The organism is Streptomyces physcomitrii, assembly GCF_012273655.1.
GTDB classification, from domain to species: Bacteria; Actinomycetota; Actinomycetes; order Streptomycetales; family Streptomycetaceae; genus Streptomyces; species Streptomyces physcomitrii.
In genome coordinates, this window is sequence record NZ_JAAWWP010000002.1 from 114,363 (window position 1) to 141,276 (window position 26,914).

The window sequence follows — 26,914 nt, forward strand, 5'->3', positions numbered from 1 at the left end:
TCCGGTCCAGGGGGTCGGGGGCGGGTCAGGCCCGGGAGAAGGCGAGCACGGCGTTCTGGCCGCCGAAGCCGAAGGAGTTGCTGACCGCGACCTCCACGGCGGCGGTGCGCGCCGTCTTGGCCACCACGTCCAACTCGATCTCCGGGTCCTGGCTTTCGAGGTTGGCGGTGGGCGGGATGACCCCCTCGCCGACGGTGAGGGCGGTGACGGCCGCCTCGATGGCACCGGCGGCGCCGAGCGAGTGGCCCACCACGCCCTTGATCGAGGTGACGGCGGGCCGCCGGCCGAGGACCCGGCGGATCAGCTTCGCCTCGGCCGCGTCGTTGAGCGGCGTCGAGGTGCCGTGCGCGTTGACGTGGTCCACGGCGTCGGGGGCGAGCCCGGCGTCGTCCAGGCAGGCGCGCAGGGCGAGTTCGGCGCCCGCGCCGCTGGGGTCGGGGGCGGTGGCGTGGTGCGCGTCCGCGGAGGCGCCGTACCCGGAGAGGTTGGCGTACACCCGGGCGCCGCGGGCCCTGGCGTCGGCCGCGCGTTCCAGGACGAGGACGGCGGCCCCCTCGGCGGGGACGAAGCCGTCGCGGTCGACGTCGAAGGGACGCGAGGCCGCGCGCGGGGTGTCCTGGCGCTTGCTGAGGGCGCCCATCTGGCTGAAGCCGGAGATGATCGAGGGGATCAGGCAGGCCTCGGTGCCCCCGGTGATCACCACGTCGCACACGCCCTGGCGCAGCAGTTCGCGTGCCATGCCGATGGCCGTGGTCCCGGAGGCGCAGGCGGTGGCGGTGACGAAGTTGGGGCCGCGGGCGCCGTGGTCCATCGCCACGTATCCGGCCGACATGTTGACCGCCAGCATGGGGATCAGCAGCGGGGAGACGTTCAGGGGACCGTCGCCCAGCAGGACGTTGTGCTGCTTCTCCCAGGTGCCGGCGCCGCCGATGCCGCTGCCGAGGACCACCGCGACCCGGGTGCCGTCCCACTCGCCCGGGTCGAGCCCGCTGTCGGCGACCGCCTCGGCGGCCGCGGTGAGGGCGAGCTGGCTGCTGCGGTCGTAGCGCCAGGCCTTGCGGCGTCCGATGGCCTTGTCGGCGTCGTAGCCGGGGATCCAGCAGCCGATGTGGGCGGGGTTGCCCTCCAGGGCCGGGACCTCCGAGGCGGCGGTGCCCTCGGGGTCCCGGATCAGGTTCCAGGAGGCCTGGGTTCCGATCCCCGCCGCGGTCACCATGCCGATCCCGGTGACCGCGGCGTGGAACGGGCCGGTGGAGCCAGGCATCAGGCCACCACCGGCTTGCTCTCGATGACCTTCACGGCCTGGCCGAGGGTGTCGTCGGCGCCGAGGTCGTCGTCGGACAGCTCGATGCCGAACTCCTGCTGGACGGTCAGGGTCAGTTCCACCAGGGCCAGCGAGTCCAGTTCGAGTTTGCTGAAGGTGTCCTCCGGGGTGACCTCGTCGGTCTCGAAGCCGAAGTTCTTGACCAGCAGCTGGACCAGACGCGGGTAGGTGTCGCTCATGGCGGTACTCCTTGCGAGGTGATGGCCTACAGAGATGACGAAGCGTCAGACAGGGGTGACATCGGGCCAGGTCAGGGTTGCCGCGCCCCAGGTCAGGCCGCCGCCGAAGCCGGCGATCGCGGTGCGCTGCCCGGGGCGCAGGGCGCCCGTGGTGACCGCGTCGGCGAGGGCCAGCGGGATGGAGGCGGCGGCGGTGTTGCCCACCCGGTCCAGATGGACCGGGAAGCGGGAGCGGGGCAGCCGCATCTGGTCGGCGACCGCGTTCATGATGCGGACGTTGGCCTGGTGGGCGACGAAGACCTCGATGTCGTCGAGGGTCCACCCGACCCGGGAGACGGCTTCGCGGGAGGCGTCGACCATCCGCTCCACCGCGTTGCGGAAGACCCGGGTGCCCGCCATCCGGAAGTACGGGTCGGCGCGCTCGATGTGCTCGGCGCGGATCGGGTCGCGCGAGCCGCCCGAGGGGATCCGGATCAGTTCGCTGCCGGTGCCGTCGCTGCCGAGGATCACCGGGCCGAGCGCGCCCGGCTCCTCCGGTTCGCCCGCGCGCAGCACCACGGCTCCGGCCCCGTCCCCGAAGATCGCCCGGGTGGAGCGGTCCTCGGGGTCGAGGATGCTGGAGTACGTCTCGGCCCCGATGACCAGGACGCTGTCCGCGGTACCGGCGGCGATGAGGCCGCCGCCCACCGCCAGGCCGTACAGGAATCCGGTGCACATGGCCGCCACGTCGAAGGCGGGCACGGTGCCGAGGCCGAGGCGGGCCGCCACCGTCGGCGCGGTGGCCGGGCAGGTGTGGTCCGGGGTGCTGGTCGCCACGATCACCGTGTCCACCGCGTCCGTCTCGGCGGACTTGAGCGCCCGCCCGCCGGCCTCGACGGCGAGGTCGGAGGTGGCGATGCCCTCCTCGGCGATGTGCCGCTGGCCGATCCCGGTGCGGCTGCGGATCCACTCGTCGGAGGTGTCGAGTTCCCGTGCCAGGTCCTCGTTGGTGACCACCCGGGACGGCAGATGGGTGCCGAGCCCGCACACCACCGCCGCGCGTCCCGCCGCCATCAGGTGCCTCCGACCTGGAGCCGTCCGGTCCGCTCCAGGTCCGCGACCTCGTCGCCGACCTCGCCGAGGTACTCCGAGACGTCGAGGTAGGAGCGCATCAGCGACACCTCCACGTACGGCATGCCGTGGCCGACCAGGTACTCCTTGATCATCGGCTGGGAGCGGCGCAGATTGCGGCGCGGCATGGAGGGGAAGAGGTGGTGCTCGATCTGGTAGTTGAGGCCGCCGTAGAAGAAGTCGGTGACCCGGTTGGGCAGGATGTTGCGCGAGGTCACCACCTGGCGGGTCAGCCAGTCCAGCTCCTCCGCGTCACCGTCGCGCACCGGCAGGCCCTTGTGGTTGGGCGCGAAGAGCAGGCCCATGTAGAAGCCGAAGAGGGCCTGGTGGACGACGATGAAGGCGACGGCCTTGAGCGGCGGCAGGACCAGGAACACCGCGGCGAGGTAGGCCACCAGGTGCACGGTGAGCAGGACCAGGTCGGCGACCAGATGGCGCTTGATCGCGCCGAGCCGGGCCGCGACGTACCCGGAGAGGTGCATGCGCAGCCCCTCCAGCATGATCACCACGTAGAACATCCACGCCTGGTGGCGCACGATGAAGCGGGCCATGGTGCTGGTCTTCTTCGTGCGGTGCTTGACGTCGAAGATGACCTGGCGGCGGGTGATGTCCGGGTCCAGGGAGAGGTGGTTGGGGAAGTTGTGGTGCTTGGTGTGGTGCTGCACCCACCAGCCGAAGCTGACCCCGGTGAGCAGGTTCCCGTGGAAGTAGCCGATAAGGTCGCTGCCCTTGCGGGTGCGGAAGATCTGCCGGTGCCCCGCGTCGTGGCCGATCAGGTCGGTCTGGCCGAAGCACAGCGCCAGGAAGGCCGCGACGGCCAGCTGCCACCAGCTGTCGCCGAGCAGGGCGAAGGCCGTCCAGGCCGCGGCGAGCAGCACCAGATTGGCGATGATCTTGAAGACGTAGTAGGCGGGCTGGAGGTCCATCAGGCCGGCCCGCTTCACCAGCTTGGTGACCTCGTCCAGGGTGGCCGTCGGGCTGCCGAGGCCGCCCTCGGCGCCGGTCCCGCTGACCGCGGTCATATCGCCTCCTCGAGCCCCATGTAGGCGAGCCGCGAGTGCTGCATCTTCTCGGCCCACTCCTGGCCGGTCGCCATCCGCTCCTCGGGAGTGGTGTCGGCCAGCCGCCGCCCGGGCCAGGCCTCGTAGTCGCCGAGGAGGTGGCCGTGCTCGTCGATGCCCTTCTGGAACAGCGTCTCCCGGCGCAGCAGTTGCTCGCTGGTGGGCAGCTGCCCCCACAGCTCGTACCCCTCGGCCATCAGCTCCAGGAGCCGCGGCTTGTCCTCGGGGTGCTTGAGCAGGTGCTCGCGCAGGATGGAGCTGCCGACGGTCAGATGGCGGATCTCGTCGATGCCCGCGCCGCGCTCGATGTCGGCGGCGGCCGGGTCGAAGACCCGCCACTTGCGCTCGCTCAGCTCGGCGGCGGGCGCGAGGACGCCCTCGACCAGGACGGTCAGGACCAGGACGCCGCCGATGAAGTCCCGCTCGTCGCGCAGCACCCGCAGGCCGAAGTTCTCCAGCGGTACCAGGATGGAGTCGCGGTCCTCGGCGGCCAGCCGGTCCACCTCGGCGAACAACCGCTCCTGGGGGATGCCGAGTTGGAGCAGGTGGCTGCGGAACACCATCGCGTGCCGCGCCTCGTCGATGAGCTGGGTGGAGTAGAACTCCATGGTGTCGTTGTCGGGCGCCAGGGCGACCATGTGCCCGATGGCCCGGGTCGCCTTCTCCTCGGCGAGGGAGCGGAAGGCCAGCTCCTGGGTGATCGCCGCGTTGAGCGGCCCTTCCTGCCGGACCACGTCCAGCGGCCGTACGTCGTCGTCGTGCCCGAGGATGTTGCCGCGCAGGGTTCCCTGCGGAACGGACCTCAGCCAGTAGGCCAGGTCGCAGGTCGCCGCCGAGAGCTCCAGGTTCAGCGCCCCGTCCATGAGCGAGGGGGCCTGCTCCCAGTCCGCCTCGGAGGGGATGTTCGGGGAGGTCATCACTGCTTCCTTTCGGGGTGCGTCACAGGGGCGGGGTCCGCGGGGTGCGGTGGGCTCGACAGGCCGGTGTGCAGCACGCCGGCGAAGTTGACCAGGGGGGTGCCGGCGATGGCGTCGCCGCTCAGCACGCGGGCCATCAGCAGTTCGTGATCGCCCGCGGCCACCGTGCGTTCGAGCCGGCACTCCAGCCAGGAGACGACTCCCTGCAGCCGCGGCGCGCCGTGCGGCGAGGGCTCCGCCCAGCCCCGGGGCGGCAGTTGGGCCAGGCCCCGGGGCCGGCTGCGCCGGGCGAAGTGCTGGGCGAGCCACTCGTGGTCGGCGGCCAGGCCGTTGGCCACGAAGGTCTCGGCGGCGAGCAGGGATTTGAGGCCCCGGCTGCCCTGGCGCAGCGCGATGCAGACCATGGGCGGGTCGCCGGGGATCGTGGTCAGGGTGGAGACCGTGACCCCCTCGGCCTCGGCGGGGCTGCCGCAGGTGAGGACCGTGACGCCGGTGACGAAGTGCCGCATCGTGGTGTTGAGGGCGGCCTGTACGGCGGCCGGTGCTGTGGCGGCGCCCGTCATGACACCGTGCGCAGGGCGTCGGTGGTGCCGGCCGGGGCGGCGGCCGCGGAGTCGTACTCGCGCTGGAACCTGCGGAACGCCTCGTGGGTCTCGGGCTCGAAGCGCAGCCCGAACGGCTTGAGGTAGTTGCCGAACAGGGACCGGTCGCCGAAGAGGTGGATGGGCAGGGCGAGCAGCGCCCACTCGGGGCCCCACAGCCAGATCCAGGCCAGCGTCACCAGGCCCTGGGTGACCAGGCTGTGCATGATGTTGTAGGCGAGGTAGTAGCCCTTGGAGATGTCGCCGTGCCCGGCCCGCTGGAAGGCGATGGCGCCGGGGATGTAGCCGATGAGGTCGATGTAGACGAACAGACCGATCGCGACCCACCAGTTGATGTCACCGAGGTGGGTGAAGAAGAGGACCACGCTCACCACGAGCCCGAGGGCGTACTCGGCGCGTACCAGGTAGGCGGTGGTCGGCGTCATGAACAGGTTCTTGGTGTCCATGGCTCACTCCACCGGTGCGCCGGCGAGCTGGATCTCCGCGGGCGGCAGGGCCACGGCCTGGGCCAGGGCCTCGTCGCCGACGACGGTTCCGTTGCCGCCGAACAGGCCGATGACGACGCGGGCGATGGTCTCCTTGATGACCCGTTCGGCGACGGGGTCGAGGATGCCGGCGAGGCTCGGGATGCCGAAGTCGAAGTCGGCCCGGAAGTCGACCACACAGCCCTTGTCGCTGCTGTCGATCCGCCAGGTCCCCTCGAAGGAGTCGAAGTCCCCGTCGAGCTGGGTGAAGTCGATCGAGAGCTTGTCCGGGTCGAAGTGGTCGGACTCGGTCCAGCGCAGGATGCCGTTGCGGAAGTAGACCTCCCAGTCGCTGGTCTCCTTGTCGTCGTCGATCTCATGGATGGTCACGGCGCGGACCACCGGGGCGAGTTCGGGGTAGCGGGCGAACTGCCTCACCTGGTCGTACCCCTCGGCCGGTGAGGTGCCGGACAGCTCGACGGCCACGTGAACACTACGCATGGGCGGAGTCACCTTCGAAAGTCGGTACGTAACGGGCCGCCTGCGCTTGGCAGGCGCGGTCGAATGCCTCGTACAGGAAGCGCGCGTCCGCGGCGTCCAGGACGGCGGGCGGGGTGAGCCGGAGCACCAGGTGCGAGTTGAGCGAGTGGTTGGCCACCACGCCGTGCGAGATCAGCTCGATGAGCAGGTCGCCCGCGGGCCCGGGGATCGCGAACTCGATCCCGATGAGCAGGCCCCGGCCGCGCACCTCGCGGACCACCGGGCCGAAGTGGCGCCGGGCGATCTCGCGCACGGTGGTGAGCATCTCGGCACCGAGGTCGCGGGCCCGCTCGACCAGGCCGTCCTCCTCGATCGCGGCGAGGGCGCCGCGTACGGCGGCCATCGCCATCGGCGTCCCGGAGAACGTCGAGGTGTGCAGATAGGGGTCCTTGTCGAAGGCGGCGAAGGCCTTCGGGGTCGCGACGACCGCGGAGACGGGCAGGATGCCGCCGCCGAGCGCCTTGCCCACCAGGAGCACATCGGGGGTGACGCCCTCGTCGTCGGCGCCCCACCAGGTGCCGAGGCGGCCGAGTCCGGTCTGGATCTCGTCGAGCACGAAGTACGCGTCGTAGGTGCGGCACAGCTCCTGCACGGCGCGCAGATAGCCGGGCGGCGGCAGGACGACCCCGGCCTCGCCCTGGACGGGTTCGACGACGAAGCAGGCCCGCCCCGGCATCGTCTTCAGGAGCTCCTCCAGCGCCGCCGCGTCCCCGTAGGGCACGTGGTGGACGCCGGGCAGCAGCGGGCGGAAGGGCTCCTGGAAGAGGTCCTTGCCGGTCAGGCTCAGTGCGCCCATGGTCTTGCCGTGGTAGCCGCCGTGGGTGGCGATCAGCTGGTCCTTGCCCCGCGTCCGGGCGAGCTTGATGGCGGTCTCCACCGCCTCGGCGCCCGAGCAGGCGAAGTGCACCCGCTCCAGGCCCGCCGGTGCCCTGGCGGCGAGCGCCTCGGCGGCCAGCGCGGCCTGCGGTTCGAGGAAGACCCGGCTCGCTACGGGATGGCGGCCCAGCTGCTCCGCGACATGGCGTACGACGACGGGGTGCCGGGCGCCGGTGATCAGTACGCCGTAGCTGCCGCAGTTGAGGAAGCGGCGGCCGTCGTCGGTGTGGATCCAGGCGCCCTCGGAGCCGGTCTCGATGTGGCCGCCGAAGAGCTCGCCGAGGGTGGCGCGGCCCTTGCTGAGGTGGGCGCGGTACAGCCGTCCGATGTGCTCCCGGTCGTAGACCGGCGCGTCCGTGGTGGTGGTCATGTGGCGGTTCCTCACGTCATGCGCAGCGGTTTGCCGCCGATGTGCTCGACGAACGGCTCGGCGAAGCTGGAGCGGGACGGCGGGTGGAAGGAGAGCCCGTTGGAGGCGGCCGACAGGTAGCCGACGTCGCCGCTGCTGATGAAGGCCATGCCGCCGAGGAGTTCCACGGCCTTGCGCACGGTGTCGCCGATGGCGTCCTGCGCTCCGTAGCGGGCCACCAGGGACTTGGCGAGCGCGGCGTTGCCGGTCTCGCCGTCCTGGATCATCCGGGCCACGCCTTCGAGCAGCAGGGCCGCCGTCTCCAGGCGGGTGACCAGCTCGGCCCGCTCGGAGACCGAGCCGCGTCCGGCGGTGGTGACGCGCTCGGCGAGCGCGCTGGCGATGCCGAGGTAGGAGGCGGAGATCAGCATCTCGAACCAGATGAAGCCGACGGTCTGGAGCTGGTCCAGCTCGCCGCTGTCGCCCAACTCGGTCCGCATGACCTGCTGTTCGTCGACCAGTACGTCGGTGAGGCGGATCTCGTCGCTCTCCGCGCCGGCCAGCGCCCAACTGGACCAGAAGGGGTGGATGCTGACGCCCTCGGTCTGGCGGGGCACGAGCAGCACGGCCATCTCGCTGGTGCCGTCCGGGCGGGGCAGCGCCACGCTCGCGGTCAGCAGGTCCATGGAGGAGGAGAGGCTGCACGGCTTCTTGGCGCCGTTGATGCGGTAGCCCTTGCCGCCCTCGTCCAGGCGGGCGTTCATGGTCGGCTCCAGGATGCCGCGCCCGGGCCTGCCCTCGGCGAAGCCGGAGGCCACCAGGAGGTTCTGCTCCACGATCCCCTCCAGGAGCGCCCACTCGACGCCGCTGGACTGCAGGCTGTCGGCGAGCGAGAAGAGGGTGGCGACCGAGAAGTGGTGCATCGTGGTGGCCACGGCGAGCGAGGGGGACGCGGCGGCGAGCGCCCGGGTCACCTCGACCGCCTCCACGGGGCCGGCGCCGAGGCCGGAGTACGTCTTGGGAATGACGAGACCGGGGCCGCCGTGCGAGCGGAACAGCTCGATGGCGGGGCTTTCGGGCCGCTCCAGGTCGGTGAGCGGGTGCTTGGCGAGCGCGCCGAGCAGTCCGGGCAGATAGCGCTCGCAGGTCTCGCGGGCGGCATCCAGTGCACGCATGGGTACTCCTTCGCAGAGGCGGAATTCGGGGGGGGGTTACGAGTTCTTCTTCTCGCGCAGGGTGCGCCAGGCCCCGAAGACCGCGTCGCGTGGACGGGAGCCCGTGGAGATGCTCACGCCCTGGACGTGGGAGGTGCGCAGAATCGGGTAGTTGGCCTCACCGAAGACGCCGCCGGTGAGTCCGGTGCCGCCGTGGGTGGGCAGGCAGGGCAGGAAGCCGATGTGGGAGTCGTTGATCTTGAGCAGGCCGCCGTTGCTGATCCGCGCGAGGACGCGGTCCACGACCCGGGTGTCCCTGGCCCACACGGAGTTGCGCAGCCCGTAGGCGTTGGAGTTGACGAAGTCGATGAAGCGTTCCAGGAGTTCGTCGTCCGGCGCGGGTTCCGCGACCACGATGGGCAGCAGCGGGAAGAAGGTCTCGTGCACCACGGCCTCGACCTCGCGCGCCCGGTCCATGCCGCGCACCACGATGACGGTCGGCTCCAGGAAGATGCCGTTGGGGTCGCGGCTGCCGTCCAGCTGCATCGCGTGCCCGCCGCAGGCCACCTCGGCGCCCTTGGCCAGCGCGTCGTCCAGGCACTTGAAGAACTTCTCGTTCCGCAGCACCGGCGTGAGCAGGACGTCGGGGTCGCCCGGGTAGCCCGGTCTGATCTCACCGACCTTGCTGACCAGGGCGGCCACCAGGTCGTCGGCGACCTCGGGGTGGACCAGGACCTGGTTGGGGATCATGCACAGCTGGCCGGAGCCGTAGAAGCTCTCGGTGAGCGCCTCGGCGGCCAGCTCGATGTCGGCGTCCTTCCAGACGGTCACGACGTCGTTTCCGGCGAGTTCGAGGATGGGCTTCTTGCCCTCGGCCACGCAGCGCGCCTCGAACTTGGTGCCGTTCTCGCTGGAGCCGAAGTAGATGATGTCGTCCACGTCGGGGCTGGCGAGCCAGGCCGAGAGCATGGGGCCGGGGTCGCCGCAGACCACGTTGAGGGTGCCGGGCGGGGCGCCCACCTCGTCGAGCGCGGGGGCGACGATCTCCTGCATCACGTACATCACGCCGAGCGGGCCGCTGCGCGGGGCGCGGACGATCAGCGAGTTGCCGCCCATGACGGCGGTGACGCCGAGCAGCGCGCTGGACAGCGGCGCGTTCTGGGGCGGGTTGAGGCAGACGACGCCGTCGGGCTGTCTGCGGACCTGGAGCCGCCGCTCGTCACGGTCGAACTCCTGGAGCATCTGCGAGCGGTAGAAGGCGTTGGACTCGGGGCTGAAGCACTCCAGCATCCCGGAGACCTGCCACTCGGCGAGCATCCGGGGATGCCCCTCCTGCACCAGGATCTCCGCGATCTCCTCGGCCCGTTCGGCGAGCCGGTCGTGCAGCAGCATGCCGAAGCGGCCGATGCGTTCGTCGATGGGGAAGGCGCCCCAGACGGGGGCGGCCTGGGCCGCGGCGTCGATGGCCCGCTGGACGGTGGCGCGATCCGCCTTGGCCACCCGGCCCACGACGACATCACGCTGGTCCTCGGCCGTGATGCGTCCCTGTTCCAGTTTCCGCTTGAGTGTCAGACTGGTGAAGACGTCATCGAGCAGAGTGCTGGAATTGAGCACGTACACCCAGTCAGTGCTTTCCAGTGGCCCACCCCCCACATAAGAGTGATAGGTCCGCAGGGAAGCGGTTTTCGGGGGCGGCGCAGTTTCATTCTGCTCCACCGGGCGAGACAGCTGTGTACTGCCCACGGACACTCCTCATCGTTCGAAAACTCAACCTTCGCCAGCCTCGCGAACGATGCTTACAGACCCCTCTGAGAGGCCGCTTAGATCTCACTGATACGGCCTTTTCAGCAGTTAATCGCCGTGCTCTGCTACATTCCTGCGCACTCACAGGCGACATGACGATGGAGTGAACTGATGAGCCAGTCGGTGGAGTCTTCTCAAGGCGCTCAGGCAACGCTGGAATCAGTTCTGAAATCCATCCGGGATTACGGCGACAATGCCAGCGCGTTCCTCGCGGTCAATGAGGGGAACGAGTACTTCGAAGGCAGCGTAAAAGGCGTCATCACCTATCGCAGGGCGGGCCGGTACTTCATCCAGTTCGGTGGAGTGACCGCCGAGCCGGATCAACAGCGCACACTCCTCGCGGAGTTCCAGAAGTACGCCCGCGCACAGCGCCGCCGCATCGTCGGAATCCAGCTCCAGCCGACGGACATCGACCTGTTCGCCTCCGCCGGCTTCACCGTGAACCAGGTGGGCTCCTCGTACTCGGTGCATCTGCCGGAATTCACGCTGCGCGGCACGAAGTTCATGAAGCTGCGCAACAAGATCTCACGGGCGAAGCGCAGCGGCCTGGAGGTGCGCGAACTGCCGTACGACGAGGGCGTCAAGCAGCAGATCGGGGAGATCGACCGGCACTGGCTGCGCTCGAAGGGCAGGCACGTCAAGGAGATCGAGTTCCTGGTGGGCCAGGTGGGCGGCCCGGCGCAGGAGCACCGCCGGCTGTTCGTGGGGCTCATCGAGGAGAAGCCGGTCGCCTACATCTCCTACTCCCCCGCCTACGGCAGCCGCCCGGGCTGGATGCACGATCTGAGCCGGCGGCTGCCCGATGTGAATCCGGGCGTCATGGAGGCCATCAACGCCGCGGCGATCGAGAAGTTCCGCCAAGAGGACGCCGAGTGGCTGCACTTCGGCTTCACTCCGTTCACCGGCCTCGATCCGGCCTGCGAGCATTCCGGGCACAGCCCGCTGACGGCGAAGTTCATGCGGCTGCTCGCGGAGAAGGGCGGCTCGATCTACCCGGCGGCCACCCAGCTGGCGTACAAGGAGAAATGGGGACCGCACCTGGTGGTGCCGGAATACCTGGCGTTCCAGAACGGCCCCAGCTTCGGGGCGATCTGGCAGATCCTGCGCGTGACCAAGTCCATCTGACCACCGCGATCGCCCCCGCCCCCGTGTTCCCCGCCCCACGGCACACCGCCCCCGGATTCCCCGCCCCGCGGCACACCGGATTCCCCGCCCCGCGGCGCGGCGGTCTCCGCGGACCGCGCGCCGGAGGCGGAGCCGGCGGGCCGGACCGGGTGCGCCCCGGCGGCCCGCCCCATGTCTCAGCCGACCTGGTGCAGCAGGCTCGGCCCATGGCGCAGGATCTCGGCCATGGTCTTCTGCAGGCCGGGCCCGGGCTCCAGGCCGAGTTCCGCGGACAGGCGCTGGCGCACCCGGTGGAAGGTGCCGATGGCCTCGGCCTGGCGGCCGCAGCGGTAGAGGGCGACCATCAGCTGCTCGCACAGCCGTTCCCGCAGCGGGTGGCGCGAGAGCAGCTGCTCCAGTTCCGAGACCACCTCGTAGTGGCCGCCGAGTGCGAGCCTGGCCTCGATGAGGAGTTCCCTGGCCATGAGGCGCGTCTCCTCGAGCCGGGCGGCGGCGGTACGGCAGATGATGCCGTGCCCGGTGTCGAGCAGCGCGGGTCCGCGCCAGCTGCCGAGGGCGTCGGTGAGCAGGACGATCGCCTTCTCCGGATCGCGGGCCTTCATCCGGCTCGCCAGTTCGACGTCCACGATGAACCGCAGGGCGTCGACGTTCTCCGGCGGGAGCATGAGCATGTATCCGGAACCCGAGGTCCGGATGACATTCCGCAATTCCTCTTTTCCGCTGTGCTGCACCAGCGTCCTGCGCAGCCGGGCGATATGGCCTTGCAGTGAATTCGCCGCACTTCGCGGCGGCTGCTCCCCCCAGAGTTCATCGAGCAGAGAGAAAGAAGAGACCGTGGTACCGGAAGTGAGAGCGAGCGTGGCGATGATGGCTCTGAGCTTCTCACCTGGAACATCGATGGGAATTCGATGATCCGTAACGGTCAGTGGTCCGAGTAGCCCGACGTGCACCTTTAACCCCCGTGGTTCGGAACTGGACAGACGTGTCACATTGAACTCGACCACACACATGGAAACGTCAGAAAGAAAAACTGCGCACACATCGAACGTCGAATTCGACGTTCAGAAGAGCACAACTGTCGGGAACGAACTGCTTGACGAGCAGAAGAGCCCGCTAAACCTTTCCGGACCGAGAGATGTGACACCGACTTTCTATCGGTCCCAGAAGATACACACGCGCTGGTTTTGAGCACAACCCTTCCCTCAACCCGAAGTTGAGCACTTTTGGGCCAACTGGAAAGAAACCAGCCAGGTATTGATCCTTAAACCTCGGATTCCAGACGCCGGGGTGCGGCGGAGCCCTTGACCGAGTCGGCAGCAAGGGCATCAGAAGGGGCCAATCGGACAGCGGGAATGCGCTCGAACCGGTCCGTTCGGGCAGGGCCGAGGGGCACCGCGGGCGCGCCCCGCCCGGCATGCGCGCCCCGGTACGGACGGGCGCCGCCGAGCGGCGTTCCGCTTCCGCTTGTGGCTCGGACGGCGACCTGGCCAGCACGATTCCGGATCGGCGGACGGCCCCCGCCGGGCGGGAACACCGCCGCTCCCGCCCGGCGCCCCGGGAGAACGGGGCCCGGCGGCGCCCCCTCGGCCGGTGCGCGACCCGGCGCCGGGCGACAGCTTCCGGTTACGCCGGGACAAGGGGCCGGAACAAGGGCTTGACACGGGGAAGGCCGATATCCGCGCTCCGCCCGGGCGGGCGGGCCGCTGCCCGAAGGGACCGCCGGAAGGAGTGAAGGACCGGCGGACAACTACGACCTGGAATCCCGCATTCAGCTTCCGCCGCTCCGAACGCCGCCCCATTGCAGTTTCCGATTAGCGGTATGTAACCTGGACTGTCACTCACGCGCGCGTCGCGCAGGACGGCGCCCCTCACCGGGGGCGGGCGTCGTGGCAGCGGCGGTCGGCCACGGCCCGGTGCCGGGAGCCGGTCGTAAGGAGGAGGACAGGACCATGACCCAGCAGACGGTGGCACGGCGGACCGGACGCCGCACCCAACAGGAGCGCTCCTCCACGACCACCCACCAACTCCTCGCCGCCGCACGGAAGTTGTTCGCCCGGGACGGGTACACCCCCACTTCCCTCGACGCCATCTGCGAGGCCGCCGAGGTCACCAAGGGCGCCTTCTACCACCACTTCAAGAACAAGGAGCAGCTGTTCCGCGCGGTCTACGAACGCGAACAGCACGATCTGTCGAGCGCCATCGCCCAGAAGTACTCGCACTACAACGACCCCTGGGAAGCCCTCTTCCAGGGAATGCGGGAATTCCTGGTCGGCTCCATGGAGCCCAGCACCCAGCGCATCACCCTCATCGACGCCCCGGGTGCGCTCGGGTGGGAGGCGATGCGCGAGATCCGCGCCGACTGCCGGCGGATGATGCTGTACGGCCTCTCCCAGGCCCTGGGCAAGGGGCGTTTCCCCCGCAACGAGGTCGAGTCCCTGGCCTCCATGGTCTACGGCGCCCAGTGCGAGGCGGCCATGGCGATGGCCCACGCGGACGATCCCGACGGGCTGCTCGACGCCACCCTGAACCAGTTCCGCTACCTCTTCGACTCCATCCGGCGCATGCCGTCCACCGTGACGGCGTAGACCGCATCCCGCTCAGGTGTCTCACGGGCCGTAGACGCCTGCCCCGGGAAATCCCGTACCGGGGATCTCCTCGCCGCGGGCGCCCGGCACCGGTCGGCGCGGCGCCCCGCGGCGGCCCCTGAGCGCGCCGGGAGGGGCCGCACCCCGGCGGCCCGGGTTCTTCAGCGCAGGGACGGCGGGCCGTAGACGCCGAGGTGGACGCCCAGACGGCGGATGGTCGCCGCGGCGGCGATGGCGTGGCCCCGCGCGTTGACGTGCCGGCCGTCCGCGCCGAAGATGCCGGGCTCGGCGCTGGCGGGGTGGGCGCCCAGGTCCACGTGGATCGCGCCGTTGCGCAGCGCCAGGTCGTAGGTGCGCTCCGACAGGAGTCTCAGGCGTCGGCGCAGGACGTCCTTGGGGATCTGCCCCGCGCTGCCTCTGCCGAACGGGGCGAGGACGACCACCTCGACGCCCGCGTCCCTGAGCGGTGCGATGATCCGCGCCAGTTCCGCCTCGGTCGCGTCGGCGTCGAAGGAGTCGCGCAGTACGTCGCTGCCGCCCGCCGCCACGGCCGCGAGGTCGGGCTGGAAGGTCAGCGCCTTGCCGAGCTGCCGGGCGCGTACCTCGGCGGCGATCGGGTCCCGCTGGGCCAGGTTGAGGTAGGCGAGGTCCGGATGGACCGAGCGCAGCGCGGCGGCCACGCCGTGAGCCCAGGGGACGTCCTCGTACCCCTCGCACGGCTCCCCCGGTCCTTCCGCGAAGGCGTCGCCCAGGACGGTGAAACGCCGCCAGGGCGCCTGCGCCAGGAGCTCTGTGGCCATCTCCGGAGCGATGCAGTAGGGGTCGTACTGCTCGTCGGCAGAGCGAGCATTCACGGCGGTCTCCTACCTTCCTTGCTTTCGGCGCCCTTCACATGGGTCCTGCGGCCCGGAACGGCACTCATGTGACAAGCGTGGGCGGCCGCACTCCCGTACGCGGGAGTCCGGCCGGTGGTTCTCCTGTGGTCCTCCTGATACGCCGAAAGCCCGAGTCCCTCCGGAGGAGGAACTCGGTGGCCCCGGCGGGGCGGACTGCTGCGGGGGACAGAACAGTCACGCGCCCGCCGGGACCACGGCCAGGTCCGCCGGGGTCAGGCCCTCTTGGCGGCGAGGTGTTCACCCAGGGTGCGGATCACCTCGGTTGCGACGACCGCGTGCCCGCGGGCGTTCAGGTGCAGGCCGTCGGAGGCGAAGATCGGCTCCTTGCCCGCCGGGTGGTTGGGCAGGTCGACGTGGAGTCCGCCCATCCGCTGCGTCACCGACTGGGTGAGGTCGGAGAACTGCTGGAGCCGCTGCTTCATGACCGCCTTGTACTTCTCGGCGACGAACGGCGTCCAGGTGTTGTCGAACAGTCCCATCGTCACGACGGTGCAGCCCCGGGCGCGCAGCGCCGAGACGATACGGGCCTGCTCCGTCTCCACGGCGGCCGTGTCGAACTGCTTGCCCAGCAGGTCGTTTCCGCCCGCCACCACGATGGCGATGTCCGGCGCGAACTCCAGGGCCGGGTCGAGCTGAGTGGCCCGGATCTTCGCCGCCGGGAGGTCCCGCTCACCGAAGTTGTGGTACTCGAGCTCCGGGTTGATCCGGCGCAGCCCTGCCGCGACGCGGTCGGCCCAGCTGAGGTCGGCGTAGCCCTCGACGGGTTCGCGCTGGCCCGCGACGATGCTGTCGCCGATGGCCGCGTACCGGGTCCAGGGGGCGCCCTGGAGCTGGGCGGTGATCTCCTCCACGGTCAGGAGATGAGGGTCCTGCAGCTCCTGCGCGTGGTCGGAAGGCATCTCCGTGCTCGTCATGGCTGACCTTTCCTAGAGATGGGGCGAGGCGTGTGGCGTCCGGGTTTCTAGTTGGCGGCGTCGGGGGCCGGGGTCTTCTGCTCGCCGGCCGGCTGCGCGGGGGGCGTGGCGGCGGCCGGGGTCGGCGGCAGCTTGATGGTGAGGCCGAGTCCGAGGGCGGTCACCACCACCGAGGCGCAGGCGGCGATGAGGTAGATGCGCTCGAAGTCGGCGATCTCCGAGATGCCGCCGGAGATCACGGTGGCCAGGACCGCGATGCCGATGGCGCCGCCGATCTGCCGGGCGGTCTGGTTCAGGCCCGTCGCCCCGGCGAAGCGCAGCGGGGAGACCGAGAGCGCGGCCGCCGTGGACGTACCGGTGGTGATGGCGCCCATGCCGACACCCGCCAGCATGCCGAGCGGCAGCCAGTAGGCGAGGAACATCCCGTGGTCGGGGAGGGTGAAGGCGAGCAGGAAGCCGGTGCCGGCCAGGATGATGCCGCCGCCCGCGGTGGCGAGGCGGGGACCGTAGCTCGGGGGGAGCTTGCCGACCCGCATGGCCACGATGGTCGCCATGAAGGCGCCCGGGGTCATGGCGAGGCCGGCCTCCAGCTCGGAGTAGCCCCAGGCCTGGGTGACGTACAGGACGCCGACCAGGAGCCAGGAGAAGAGCGCGATGCCGTAGAAGAAGGCGGCGGCGTTGGCCAGGGCGAAGGTGCGGTTGCGCCACAGGGAGATTTCCAGCGCGGGGGCCGGGTGCTTGGCGGAGCGCAGCAGGCACAGGCCGATCAGGATCGGGCCGAGGATGACGCAGATCAGGGTGGAGGCCTCGCTCCAGCCCCAGTCGCCGCCCTTGCTGATGCCGAGGCAGAACAGGCCGACACCGGCGCCGAGCATGATCGTGCCGAGGAGGTCCGGGAGCTTGCGCTCGGTGCCGAGGCCGGTGGTGCGCGGGATCCCGATGGCGCCGTAGATGAAGAACAGGCCGAAGGGGATGTTGATCAGGAACAGCGAGCGCCAGCCGAAGACGTCGACCAGGACGCCGCCGAGGGCGGGACCGACCGCGGCCGCCAGGGCCGCCGCGGCGCTCCACTGGCCGATGGCCGCCCGGCGCCGCTCGGCCGGGGAGTCCATCAGCACGATGGCGAGCGAGGCGGGGATCATCGCCGCCGCGCCGAGTCCCTGGACCGCGCGGGCCGCCAGGAGGATACCGAGGTCGGGCGAGACGGCACAGGCCAGCGAGGCCGCCGTGAAGACGCTGATGCCGGCGATGAAGAGCGTGCGCCTGCCCAGTGCGTCCGCGAGGCGTCCCGCCGGGGCGAGGAGGGCCGCGAAGACGATCGCGTAGATCGTGATGACCCACGAGAGGTCCTTGAACGCGGAGCCCGTGAAGTCCTCACGCAGGTCCGGGATCGCCAGGTTCACGACAGTGACGTCGAGCACCGCCAGGAACGAGGCTCCGGACGCGAGGAGCAGCAACGACGCCGCTGACCGCCGCTGTGGAGCGTCGGCATCGGTGGTAGCCACGGGAACACACCTCTTTCTTAGATACCGTTGGTAGGAATGTATTGAGCGCCGACAGCGGGTGTCAACGAGCTCTGGATGACGTGACCCAGTTCACATACCAACAGTAGGTATTAATCGCGGAGGTGCAAGACCTGGCGCAGCACCTGTGCGAGATCTTGGGCCGAGAGCTCCTCCAGACGCGCCAGGGCGTCGGCCGCGGCCTCGTCCACGCCGGTACGCAGCAGCTTCTCGCGCACCAGGGCCGGGTGGTCCCGCCAGGAGGCCGAGCCGACCGCGCCGGTTCCGGCGGCCAGCTCGCAGGTCTCCTCGCGGCCGTCGCGCATCCGCACCGTCATGCGGCAGCCCAGCATCTTGGTGGCCTCCTCGAAGGAGGCGACGGGCGGACCGAGCTCCTCCAGGAGCTTCTCCATGGGGATGCCGGGCAGCTCCGTGTCCCACTCCAGGGCGCGCGGACCGGCATGGCGCAGCGTCTCGCCGACCGGGGCGGTGGACATCATGCCCAGCCTGCTCAGCTCCTCGTCCGCCTCCAGGCGCACCCGCCCCGCCAGCTCCCAGCGGCCCTCCTCGGCCAGGCCGGGGGGCGCCAGGTCGGCCACGGTGAGGCCGCCGGTGAGCAGGGCGGTGGCCACGTTGTACCCGGCGCTCAGATTGAGGGCGGGCAGCGAGGTGGCCGCGCCCCGCACATAGCGGTCGGCGTGCTTGCTCATCACCTTGGTCATGCCGGGCACCGCGACGTCGACCGAGGCGATCTCGGCGGGGCCCTCGGGGCGCAGCCTGCGGTGCAGTTCGGCGGCGCACTCGACCAGGGCGTCCAGATGGACACCGGCGGGCAGCAGCTTGAAGGAGAGGGTCTCGGTGTGCCAGCGCTCACCGAGGCCGTACGCCACCAGCTCGGGCACGGCCGCGCCGGAGAAGACCGCGAGCAGCCCCTCGGGGTGCTCGATCACGTCGTCGCGCCCGGTGAGCCCGGCGAGCGCGGCGGCGCAGGCGTCGATCGCGGTGCGCACCGGAGCGGCGGCGGACAGCACCTTCGCGTCGCTGGCGAGCACGGCCGGGCGCAGCGCGCGCGGGGGCGCGGCCAGCGCCAGGCCCCAGGCGTTCAGGAGCTGCCCGGCGTCCGCGCCCCTGCCGTGCAGCAGGGCCGCGCAGGCCGCCACGACATGGGTGTGGCCGGCCCACTGGCCCCGGAAGGGACCGAGCGTCCCGGCGGCCGTGACCCGAGCGGCGGACTCGTCGGCGGCGGTCACCGCGGTGATGAGGTCGCGCCCGGACAGCCCCTGCTGCCGCTGATAGGCCACCGGGACGCCGACGGCGGCGTGCGAGACATGGCCCGCGTAGAGGGTGTCCTCCAGATAGAGGCTGGAGGACAGCGCTGCCATCAGATGCGCGGTACGGGCCGGGTCGCCCCCGGTGTCGAGCGGGCCGAACGCCGCGAGGAGGGTGCCGCCCACCGGATGGGGGGCGGTGGCCCGGACCGCGGCGAGGTGCGAGACGACCTGGCTGGTGACGACCGAGACGACCCGCGGCGGGATGTCCTCGTACCTCAGCTCCGCGGTCCACCGGGCGAGCGCCCGGGTGAGGCCGCCGCCGCTCTCGCCGCTCATGCGACGCCCTCGGCGAGCTCCGCGGAGCCGGCGGCGTGCGCGAGGCCGGCCGCAGGCGGGGCCAGGACGGGCAGGACGCCGGGGAGCACGTCGATGGTGTAGCGGGAGGCCTCGCCCGTGCAGAGTTCGCCGTCGTGCTCGAAGGAGAGCTTCCTGCCGTCGGTGCGCTCCACGACGAAGCGGGAGCCGCGCTCGTACACCACGCCGGGGCGCCCGATGTGGCTGCCGTCCGCGGTCAGTCCGGCCAGCTCGCGCACGCCCATCTGGCCGCCCACGACGCAGACGTCGAGCAGTCCGTCGTCGATGACCGAGTGCGGCAGCAGCTTGAACCGGCCCGCCCGGTAGCGGCCGCCGCCGATGTTCACCAGGACGACGGGGCCCTCGTGGACGACCCTGCCGTCCACGCTCACCCGGCCCTCGTACGGCGTGAAGGCGGCCATGGTCTGGGCGACGGCCTGCTGGTAGCGGTCGCGGCCGGGCACCTCGAACATGCCGTAGGCCGCCTCCAGGGCGTCGGCGACCAGGCCCGAGCCCGCGCCGAGCAGCGCCAGGACGTCGATCTCCCGGATGTGCGCCATGTCCACCCAGCGCAGCTGCGGCTGCTCGCCGGAGAGCGCCTGGTCCAGGACCGCGCTCCAGGGGGCGTCGGCCCAGATCTCCTGGTAGAACGAATTCCCGGTGCCGAAGGGGATGTTGACCATCGCGGGCCGCTTGCCCGCGCTCTGTTCGAGGCCCGCGCGGGCCAGGCCCGAGGCCGCCTCGCGGGTCGTGCCGTCACCGCCGAGCACGATCACCGCGTCGTACCCCGCGGCGACGGCCTCGGCGGCGCTCGCCTCGGCGTGCCCCTGGTACTCGGTGTGCACGACGTCGAGCCCCGGCACCAGGCCCCGGCAGTGGGCGATGACCTCGTCGATGTGCTGCCGGTCGCGGACCCCGGCCTGGGGATTGGCGATGAGCAGGGCGCGGGCGGCCCATCCGGGTTCAGTCACCATGGCCGCTCGCCCCCTCGCCCACGCGCCGCGCGGTGACCAGACCCATGAAGTCGTCGTCGCTGCAGTACGGATCGGTGCCGCCGTAGCGCCGGACGAGTCCGGCCACGCGCAGCTGCTCCACCGGCTCGAACCCCGCGTCCCGGGCCGTCGCGGCGGCGGTGGCCGGGGTCAGGCCGTTGATGTACGGCTCGCCCTGTTCGGCCACCTGGCGGGCCATCTGCAGGGCGCCCTCGTAGCGGCTGCTGCCGTCCACGACGGACTCGTCCATGTAGTCGAAGAGCAGCAGGCTGCCGGGGGCGACGGTGTCCGCCAGGTCGGCGAGGGTGGCGCGGCAGGCCTCGGGCGGCAGGAAGAAGGTCACCCCCAGCCAGCCCACGATGCACGGCTCGTCCAGGGCGAAGCCGTGCGCGGCCAGCTCGGTGCGCAGCGAGCCGCCCGCGGTGAAGTCGAGGGGCACCGAGGTGACCGGGGAGCTGAGGTCCGCCGCGGTGAGCGCCGCCAGCTTGGCGGTCTGCGTCGCGGGGTGGTCCACCTCGAAGAAGCGCACCGTCTCGGGGCCGCTCCAGCGCAGCGCCGTGGTGTCGTATCCGGCGCCGAGCAGCACGACCTGGCGCACCCCCGCCTCGACCCCGAGCGCGACCAGGTCCTCGAAGTAGCGCTGGCGCAGCAGGATTTCGGCTATGAAGCCGCCGTGGGCGCTATCCAGGCGCTGGAGCCGGTCGAGGGCCTCCTCGGAGGTGGTGGGCGGCGGCACGGTGACGAAGAGGTGCGCGTAGGTGTCGCCGAGCAGTCGCCTGTCCGGCTCGATGACGGCGTCGGCGGCACGGGCGCGAGCGGTGAGATGGGCGGTCTCGCTCGCGTGCCCGGACTGCAGCCGGGTGGGCGGAGGTGCGGCTGTCACGGCGGTTGCCTCGCAAGGACGTAGGGACAGGGACGAACACTCGTGTTACGCGGGCGCCCGCCGTACCCCTCAAAAAAAGTCCCGCCGTCCTCGGGAGCGGATCCGGCCCCGGCCGGCGCCCGCGGAGATGAGGGGTGGGGCCCTTTCCCGCGTAAGACACGCGTAGGCACCGGAGCGCGAGTCGAGTGCGCCCGAGAGGATTGAGGGAGACCCAGTGACGACACTCACGGAAGAACTGGCGGGATGGGCGAGTGTGCTGCGCCTCGACGACATACCGGAGGATGTGGTCACCACCGCCAAGCACCAGATCCTGTCCCAACTGGCCGCCGTGCGGGCCGGGTTGGACCACCCCCTGGGGCAGAAGTTCGTCCGGGGCTTCGGCGCGCCGCTCCAGGAGGACCCGGCCCGGTCCGCCTTCGTGCTCTCCGGTCTCGGCTCCTGGCTCCACTTCGACGACACGGCCTACGCCGGGCACCTGTCCAACTCGACGGTGGCCGTCCCCCTCGCGTACGCCAGGACCCAGCAGCTCACCGGCGAGCAGCTGCTGACCTCGATCATCGTCGCGAACGAGACGGCGGCGCGGATCACCGCCGCCACGACGCTCGGGCCCTTCCGCGGCCAGAGCGCCGCGTTCACGCATGTCACCGGGGCGATAGCCGGGCGGCTGCGCGGCGAGGACGCGCCGGCCCAGCGCTGGGTGGACACCCTCGGCCTCGGCTTCGGGCTGCCGCCCCGCACGGTGCCGGTGGGCTTCCTCGACGGCGACGCCAAGCTCTTCGGCGCCTCGACCCCGGTGCGGGTGGGGCTGGACGCCTGCGACGCCTCGGCGGTGGGGCTCGCGGGCAGCCCGGTGATCATCGAGCACCCGGAGGGGTTCCTCTCCCGGTTCGCCACCATCCCGCTGCCCGAGGCCGTGGTCGCCGGGCTCGGCACCCGCTGGCACACCCGTACCACGTCCTTCAAGGTGCACCCCGGCGGACCGGGCATGGACTCCGCCATCGACCTTGGTCTGGAGCTGCACCGCGAACTGGCCACCCCCGGCAGCCCGTTGCGCGCCGAGGACATCGCCGAGATCAGCGTCGACACCTCGCTGTACACGGCGGTGGTGGAGCGCCGGGCCGCGGAGTACCTGCGCGGCGCCCTCTCCCCCGTCAGCGCGCTGGTCTTCTCGCTGCGGTACACGCTGGCCACCGCGCTGCTCACCGGGCAGCTGAGCACCGGCGACTTCACCGAGAAGGGGCTCGCGGACACCGAGCGGTGGGCGCTGGCCGAGCGGATCGACGTACGCCTGGACCAGGACATGACGCGGGAGCTGTTCCACTGCGAGGTGCCCTTCGGCGAGGCGCTGCGGCTGGCCGGCGGGCGGGGCAAGGAGTGGCTGCGGCAGTTCGGCGCGGGCTGGGAGGGCGACGGCCAGTGGCTCGTCGACCTGGTGGGTGAACTGCCGCCGCCGAGCCGGGACTTCAGCGACGCCCGCAAGGTGACCGGCGCGCGGGTGCAGATCCGGATGAAGGACGGGCGGAGCGTCAGCCGGGAGCTGGACGTGCCGATGGGGGCCATCGGCAGCGTGGGCCGCCCGCCGATCGCGGGGGTCGTGCGGGAGAAGTGGCTCGGCACGGGCGGCAGCGAGGAGTTCGCCGACGGCGTCGACCTCCTGGAGAAGGCCTCGGCCGAGGAAGTGGGGCGGCTGCTGACCCTGGTCTTCGACCAGGACGCCTGAGACCGGCGCGGAGTCGGCCGCGGGGACGACTCCGCAGACGACACGGACGACGCGGTCGGCACGGCCGACACAGATGACGCAGCGGGGCCCGGCGGTCTCAACCGCCGGGCCCCGCTGGGCAGTTCGGGCTCTCCGGTGCCGGGAGGCGCGGTGCCGGGCTCCGCTCACGCGGCCGGCGGCGAGGCGGTGGGCGACGTGGCGGGTCCGGCTCCCGCGCCGGGCGGCCGCATGCGGAAACGGCGTGGGACCGGTGCCGTCCGTGACGGCACCGGTCCCACGCTCTCGTCCTTGCGCGCCCTCGAACTCCGGCACGCCGCACCGCGGTTGCCGGATCAGCCGGTGGCGGCCGATCCCAACGCGCCCTCGGCGATGGCCTCGTGGACCTCGGCGCGCCTGGCCTCCATCTCGCGGCGCTCCGCGTCGAGGGCCTCGGCCTGGAGCTCGTCGGACTCCATCAGCTTGACCAGGTCGGCGCCCGCGAGGTCGAGGACGCCCATGTCGTCGTAGGCCTGCCGGACCTTGGGGCTCCACAGGCCGATGTCCTTGACGCAGGGCACGATGCGGGTGAAGAGCAGTGAACGGAAGGCCCGCATGCGCGGACCGTTGTTCATGTACTCCATGCACTCCTTCATGTCGAACCCGAGGTTCTCCCAGACCTCCTGCATCCGCAGCCGGTCCCGCATCAGATAGCAGCCCTCGATGATGAACTCCTCGCGCTCCGCGAGTTCCTGGCTGCTCAGGTTCTTGTAGTAGTCCCGCAGCGCCAGCCGTCCGAAGGCGACGTGCCGGGCCTCGTCCTGCATGATGTACGAGAGGATCTGCTTGGGCAGCGGCTTGGTGGTCTTGTCCCGCAGGATTCCGAAGGCGGCGAGCGCGAGCCCCTCGATGAGGACCTGCATACCGAGATAGGGCATGTCCCAGCGGGAGTCCGAAAGCGCCTGGCCGAGCAGCTCCTTGAGATGGGGGCTGATCGGATAGGTCATCTCGATCTTCTCCGTCACGAAGCGGGAGAAGAGCTCCACATGCCGGGCCTCGTCCATGACCTGCGTGGAGGCATAGAACTTCGAGTCCATGTCGGGCACGGATTCCACGATGCGCGCGGAGCAGATCATCGCGCCCTGCTCACCGTGCAGGAACTGGCTGAACTCCCAGGCCGCCATGTGCTGCCGGAGTTCCTGCTTCTCCCGTACGTTGAGCTTGGAGTACTGCTTCGAGCCGTACAGGCCGAGCGTGTTCTCCGGGGTGCCGAGGGCGTCGAAGGGGTCGACCTCAAGGGACCAGTCGATGCGCTTCGCGCTGTCCCACTGTTTGTCCTTGCCCTTTTGGTAAAGGTTCAGCAGGGTTTCACGCTCGGAATCATATTCCCATGTGAAATGGTTCCTGCCCTGCATGGGGAAAGTCCAGGCGGATTCCATAAGAAATGTCTCCTGCGGTTTCAATGAACGCTGCACGGCGACGTGTCCTGCAAAAAGAGCGGAGAGAGCAGGATTCGAACCTACGTGGGACATAAGCCCCGACCGGACAAGTCCGGCCCCCGTTAGGCCACTACGGGAATCTCTCCCTGCGTCCACCGGTGTTCCCCAGCGACAAGAAGAACTGTGCCAGACGGCCCTGATATGTCGCTGAGATGGGAGTGTCAGCAGCTCACAGGGCCGAAACCCCTTGTTCCGCACCCGGGTCCGGCCCCCGCGCGCACCGGCCGGCAGCGTCCCTCAGCGGCCCTCAGCGCCCGAGGGCGTCCCGTACCGCGGCGGTCAGGATGCGGGGGCCGTCCCGGGTGAGGATCGACTCGGGATGGAACTGCAGCGAGGTGAAGTGCGGGCCGCGCAGGGCGTGGACCTCGCCGTCGGCCGGGTCGTGGCTCACCTCGACGAGGCCGACGCCCGGCACCTCGCGTTTGTCCTCCTCGCTGCGGGCGGCGAAGGTGTTGTAGAAGCCGACGTGTTCGGGTGCGCCGAAGAGGTGGATCTGCTTCTGGACGCCCTGGTTGGGGGCCTTCAGGCGCAGGACCTCGAAGCCGAGGGCGAGGCTGAGCACCTGGTGGCTCAGGCAGACGGCGAGGAAGGGTGCCCGCCGGGCGAGCAGGGTGCGTACCGCCGTGTGCAGGTGGCGCATCCGCGGCTCCTCGCGCTGCGCCGGGTCCCCGGGGCCCGGGCCGAGGACGACCAGGTCCCAGCCGTCCAGGGAGTACTCCTCGTCGTAGCGGCGGACGGTCACCGCGGGCCCGGTGGACCGGAGTTGATGCGCGATCATGGCGGTGAAGGTGTCCTCCGCGTCCACCACGAGCACCCGCAGACCGGCGAGCGGCGACCCGCCCCGGCCCGCCGCCCGCCCGTCGTCCGCGCGCAGCCAGAAGTCGGCGAGGGAGGCGTTGCGCAGCTCCAGGGCCGCCCTGACCTCGGGGTGGTCGGCGAATCGGGCGCCGCGGCCGGAGTCCAGGGCCGCGACCAGGCCGTCCGCCTTGGCGCGGGTCTCGGCGGCCTCGGCGCGCGGATCCGAGTGGCGTACCAGGGTCGAGCCGACGCCGATGCCCACCCGGCCCTCCGCGCCGAGGACGGCGGTGCGGATGAGGATGGCCGAGTCCAGCGCCGCCCGGCCTGCCCCGTCGCGTCCGAGGAGGGCGGCCACCCCGCTGTAGTAGCCGCGCCCCTGCGGCTCGTACCGGCTGATGACCCGGCACGCGCTCTCCAGCGGGGAGCCGGTCACGGTCGGGGCGAACAGGGTCTCGCGCAGGATCTCGGCGGAACTGCGGGTGGTGTGCCCCTCGATGAGGTACTCGGTGTGGGCGAGGCGGGTCATCTCCTTGAGGTAGGGGCCGACGGCCCGGCCGCCGCCCTCGCAGATCCGGGCCATCATCTTCAGTTCCTCGTCGACGACCATGGACAGCTCGTCGGCCTCCTTGCGGTCGGCGAGGAAGTCCATCACGCCCGCCAGCGTGGGTCCTTGGGGCGGATACGGATACGTACCGCTGATGGGGTTCATCACCGCCTTGCCCCCCGCCACGCTGATGTGCCGCTCGGGGGTGGCGCCGACGAAGGTGCGGGCGCCGGTGTGGATGAGGAAGGTCCAGTAGGCGCCCGCCTCCCGTTGGAGCAGCCGGGAGAAGAAGGTCAGCGCGCTGTGCGGGCCGTAGTCGGTGATGTCGGCGACGAAGGAGCGCTTGATGACGAAGTTGGCGCCCTTGCCGGTGCCGATCTCCCGCTCGACGACCTCGCGGACGATCTCCTGGTACGCGGCGTCGTCCACGTCGAAGTGGCCGCCGCTGAGGGTGATCGGCACCTGGGGCAGCCGGGCCAGCGCCTCCGGCAGGCTGAGCCGCTGCTGGTCGGTGACGGAGAGCGCGAGCAGCGGGGCGCCGTCGTCGGGGACGGTGAAGCCGCGCTCGGCGATCTGCCGGTAGGGGATGACGACGAGGAGTTCGTGGTGCGCGCGGCCCGGGTGCAACGGCTCGGCGGGCAGCGGGAGTTCGGCGAGCAGCGCGGGTTCGGTGACCTCGCCGGTGAGGACGTCCAGGGTGCCGGCGCCCGCGGCCTCGGGCCGGTACAGGAGGGCGTACGCGTCCGGCGGCTCGGTGAGGATCCGGGCCAGCAGGTCACCGGCCTCGGGCGCGACGGCGGCGCTCATGCCAGGACCTCCTTCGCGGTGAGGACGCTCGCGCAGCGGGCGGCGGCGTACTCCAGCGCCATGCGGTGGTGGTCCGCGGTGAAGTCGGCGACGGCGTCGGCGACGAGGAAGGGCTGGATGTCGTGGGTGAAGGCCTCGACGGCGGTCATCAGGACGCCGACATGGGCGTAGACGCCGCAGAGGATGAGCTGGTCGCGGCCGTTCTCGCGCATCAGGTCCAGGAGCGGGGAGCGGAAGAAGGCGCTGTAGCGCCACTTGGTCAGCCGCCAGTCGGCCTCGGCGGGCGCCAGCTCCCCCACCACCTCGCGGTCGGCCGGTTCCGCGCGCATCCCCGGGCCCCAGAAGTCCGCGAGCAGGCCCCGCTCCTCGGCCGTCATGCTGCCGGGCTGGGCGGTGTACGCGACCGGGACGCCGAGCGCGGCGCAGCGTTCGCGTACCTCGGCGGCGTTGCGCACCAGCCAGCCGCGCACGCCCGCCGGAAAGGGCGCGAGGAAGTAGTGCTGCATGTCGTGGACGAGCAGCACCGCGCGGGCCGGATCAGGCGTCCACCGGGCGGTGTTGGCGGGCAGGTCACCGGCGGTGGGCGCCGGATAGGCCTCGATGGGCGGTATCCCTGGCATGGCTTCGCTCCCCGTTCCTGTCGCGCGTACGGCTCGTGACGCGTACGCC

Annotated in this window: 24 protein-coding genes, 1 tRNA gene and 1 pseudogene; 3 read left to right on the forward strand and 23 right to left on the reverse strand. The window is 71.0% G+C overall.

Annotated features, from left to right (window positions below; all coding sequences use genetic code 11):
- Positions 1 to 25: 25 nt before the first annotated feature.
- The 11 genes from HFV08_RS03705 to HFV08_RS03755 are packed head-to-tail and all read right to left on the reverse strand — an operon-like array spanning position 26 to position 10,190.
- Positions 26 to 1,264, reverse strand: coding sequence for a beta-ketoacyl-[acyl-carrier-protein] synthase family protein (locus HFV08_RS03705; RefSeq protein ID WP_168535843.1), 1,239 nt, complete (start codon positions 1,262 to 1,264; stop codon positions 26 to 28).
- The gene (locus HFV08_RS03710; RefSeq protein WP_040253202.1) at positions 1,264 to 1,503 is read right to left on the reverse strand and encodes an acyl carrier protein; all 240 of its coding nucleotides are present in this window, start codon (positions 1,501 to 1,503) and stop codon (positions 1,264 to 1,266) included. The genes HFV08_RS03705 and HFV08_RS03710 overlap by 1 nt, the downstream gene beginning before the upstream one ends.
- A gap of 45 nt (positions 1,504 to 1,548) precedes the next feature.
- On the reverse strand, positions 1,549 to 2,556 hold the full coding sequence (locus HFV08_RS03715; protein WP_168535845.1) for a beta-ketoacyl-ACP synthase III: 1,008 nt from the start codon (positions 2,554 to 2,556) through the stop codon (positions 1,549 to 1,551).
- A complete protein-coding gene (locus tag HFV08_RS03720) occupies positions 2,556 to 3,635 on the reverse strand; it encodes a fatty acid desaturase family protein (protein WP_168535847.1) in 1,080 nt (359 codons plus the stop codon). Before HFV08_RS03720 ends, HFV08_RS03715 begins: the two co-directional genes overlap by 1 nt.
- Positions 3,632 to 4,591 (reverse strand): VlmB-like protein, encoded by a 960-nt coding sequence (locus HFV08_RS03725; protein ID WP_040253196.1) that lies wholly within the window; start codon positions 4,589 to 4,591, stop codon positions 3,632 to 3,634. Before HFV08_RS03725 ends, HFV08_RS03720 begins: the two co-directional genes overlap by 4 nt.
- A complete protein-coding gene (locus HFV08_RS03730) occupies positions 4,591 to 5,154 on the reverse strand; it encodes a flavin reductase family protein (protein WP_052482529.1) in 564 nt (187 codons plus the stop codon). The genes HFV08_RS03725 and HFV08_RS03730 overlap by 1 nt, the downstream gene beginning before the upstream one ends.
- The gene (locus HFV08_RS03735; protein ID WP_168535849.1) at positions 5,151 to 5,639 is read right to left on the reverse strand and encodes a hypothetical protein; all 489 of its coding nucleotides are present in this window, start codon (positions 5,637 to 5,639) and stop codon (positions 5,151 to 5,153) included. The genes HFV08_RS03730 and HFV08_RS03735 overlap by 4 nt, the downstream gene beginning before the upstream one ends.
- Positions 5,640 to 5,642: 3 nt before the next feature.
- On the reverse strand, positions 5,643 to 6,158 hold the full coding sequence (locus HFV08_RS03740) for a type II toxin-antitoxin system RatA family toxin (RefSeq protein ID WP_168535851.1): 516 nt from the start codon (positions 6,156 to 6,158) through the stop codon (positions 5,643 to 5,645).
- On the reverse strand, positions 6,151 to 7,443 hold the full coding sequence (locus HFV08_RS03745) for an aspartate aminotransferase family protein (protein WP_168535853.1): 1,293 nt from the start codon (positions 7,441 to 7,443) through the stop codon (positions 6,151 to 6,153). The genes HFV08_RS03740 and HFV08_RS03745 overlap by 8 nt, the downstream gene beginning before the upstream one ends.
- Before the next feature lie 11 nt (positions 7,444 to 7,454).
- Positions 7,455 to 8,597, reverse strand: coding sequence for an acyl-CoA dehydrogenase family protein (locus HFV08_RS03750; RefSeq protein ID WP_168535855.1), 1,143 nt, complete (start codon positions 8,595 to 8,597; stop codon positions 7,455 to 7,457).
- 36 nt (positions 8,598 to 8,633) lie between these two features.
- Positions 8,634 to 10,190 (reverse strand): aldehyde dehydrogenase family protein, encoded by a 1,557-nt coding sequence (locus tag HFV08_RS03755; protein WP_312885356.1) that lies wholly within the window; start codon positions 10,188 to 10,190, stop codon positions 8,634 to 8,636.
- Between the two features lie 300 nt (positions 10,191 to 10,490).
- Between HFV08_RS03755 and HFV08_RS03760 the strand changes: the two genes are divergently transcribed.
- Complete coding sequence (locus tag HFV08_RS03760) at positions 10,491 to 11,504, forward strand: MprF family protein (protein WP_246341488.1); 1,014 nt, start codon at positions 10,491 to 10,493, stop codon at positions 11,502 to 11,504.
- A gap of 176 nt (positions 11,505 to 11,680) precedes the next feature.
- Here HFV08_RS03760 and HFV08_RS31320 read toward each other — a convergent pair whose 3' ends face one another.
- The gene (locus HFV08_RS31320; RefSeq protein WP_246341522.1) at positions 11,681 to 12,175 is read right to left on the reverse strand and encodes an AfsR/SARP family transcriptional regulator; all 495 of its coding nucleotides are present in this window, start codon (positions 12,173 to 12,175) and stop codon (positions 11,681 to 11,683) included.
- A gap of 6 nt (positions 12,176 to 12,181) precedes the next feature.
- Positions 12,182 to 12,514, reverse strand: a pseudogene (locus HFV08_RS31325) (AfsR/SARP family transcriptional regulator); the annotation flags it as partial.
- A 939-nt stretch (positions 12,515 to 13,453) separates the two neighbouring features.
- Here HFV08_RS31325 and HFV08_RS03770 point away from each other — a divergent pair.
- The gene (locus tag HFV08_RS03770) at positions 13,454 to 14,089 is read left to right on the forward strand and encodes a TetR/AcrR family transcriptional regulator (RefSeq protein WP_168535861.1); all 636 of its coding nucleotides are present in this window, start codon (positions 13,454 to 13,456) and stop codon (positions 14,087 to 14,089) included.
- Between the two features lie 161 nt (positions 14,090 to 14,250).
- Here HFV08_RS03770 and HFV08_RS03775 read toward each other — a convergent pair whose 3' ends face one another.
- The 6 genes from HFV08_RS03775 to HFV08_RS03800 all read right to left on the reverse strand — a co-directional run bounded on the left by HFV08_RS03775 (position 14,251) and on the right by HFV08_RS03800 (position 20,901).
- On the reverse strand, positions 14,251 to 14,943 hold the full coding sequence (locus HFV08_RS03775) for an SGNH/GDSL hydrolase family protein (RefSeq protein ID WP_210429837.1): 693 nt from the start codon (positions 14,941 to 14,943) through the stop codon (positions 14,251 to 14,253).
- A gap of 254 nt (positions 14,944 to 15,197) precedes the next feature.
- Positions 15,198 to 15,899, reverse strand: a complete 702-nt coding sequence (locus HFV08_RS03780) for an SGNH/GDSL hydrolase family protein (protein ID WP_168535863.1) — start codon at positions 15,897 to 15,899, stop codon at positions 15,198 to 15,200.
- 47 nt (positions 15,900 to 15,946) lie between these two features.
- The gene (locus HFV08_RS03785; protein WP_168535865.1) at positions 15,947 to 17,404 is read right to left on the reverse strand and encodes an MFS transporter; all 1,458 of its coding nucleotides are present in this window, start codon (positions 17,402 to 17,404) and stop codon (positions 15,947 to 15,949) included.
- Positions 17,405 to 17,514: 110 nt separating this feature from the next.
- The gene (locus HFV08_RS03790; RefSeq protein WP_168535867.1) at positions 17,515 to 19,008 is read right to left on the reverse strand and encodes an MmgE/PrpD family protein; all 1,494 of its coding nucleotides are present in this window, start codon (positions 19,006 to 19,008) and stop codon (positions 17,515 to 17,517) included.
- On the reverse strand, positions 19,005 to 20,000 hold the full coding sequence (locus tag HFV08_RS03795; RefSeq protein ID WP_168535869.1) for a diacylglycerol/lipid kinase family protein: 996 nt from the start codon (positions 19,998 to 20,000) through the stop codon (positions 19,005 to 19,007). The genes HFV08_RS03790 and HFV08_RS03795 overlap by 4 nt, the downstream gene beginning before the upstream one ends.
- Positions 19,990 to 20,901, reverse strand: coding sequence for a class I SAM-dependent methyltransferase (locus HFV08_RS03800; protein WP_168535879.1), 912 nt, complete (start codon positions 20,899 to 20,901; stop codon positions 19,990 to 19,992). The genes HFV08_RS03795 and HFV08_RS03800 overlap by 11 nt, the downstream gene beginning before the upstream one ends.
- A gap of 214 nt (positions 20,902 to 21,115) precedes the next feature.
- Here HFV08_RS03800 and HFV08_RS03805 point away from each other — a divergent pair, with 214 nt between their 5' ends.
- The gene (locus tag HFV08_RS03805) at positions 21,116 to 22,621 is read left to right on the forward strand and encodes an MmgE/PrpD family protein (protein ID WP_168535881.1); all 1,506 of its coding nucleotides are present in this window, start codon (positions 21,116 to 21,118) and stop codon (positions 22,619 to 22,621) included.
- A 332-nt stretch (positions 22,622 to 22,953) separates the two neighbouring features.
- Here the strand turns inward: HFV08_RS03805 and HFV08_RS03810 are convergent, their stop codons facing one another.
- The 4 genes from HFV08_RS03810 to HFV08_RS03825 all read right to left on the reverse strand — a co-directional run bounded on the left by HFV08_RS03810 (position 22,954) and on the right by HFV08_RS03825 (position 26,865).
- Complete coding sequence (locus tag HFV08_RS03810; RefSeq protein WP_246341489.1) at positions 22,954 to 24,012, reverse strand: ferritin-like domain-containing protein; 1,059 nt, start codon at positions 24,010 to 24,012, stop codon at positions 22,954 to 22,956.
- Positions 24,013 to 24,095: 83 nt separating this feature from the next.
- Positions 24,096 to 24,182 (reverse strand) — tRNA-OTHER (locus tag HFV08_RS03815).
- Positions 24,183 to 24,343: 161 nt separating this feature from the next.
- Positions 24,344 to 26,245: an anthranilate synthase family protein gene (locus tag HFV08_RS03820; RefSeq protein ID WP_168535885.1), complete on the reverse strand. Its 1,902-nt coding sequence runs from the start codon at positions 26,243 to 26,245 to the stop codon at positions 24,344 to 24,346.
- Complete coding sequence (locus tag HFV08_RS03825; protein WP_168535887.1) at positions 26,242 to 26,865, reverse strand: isochorismatase family protein; 624 nt, start codon at positions 26,863 to 26,865, stop codon at positions 26,242 to 26,244. Before HFV08_RS03825 ends, HFV08_RS03820 begins: the two co-directional genes overlap by 4 nt.
- Positions 26,866 to 26,914 lie beyond the last annotated feature (49 nt).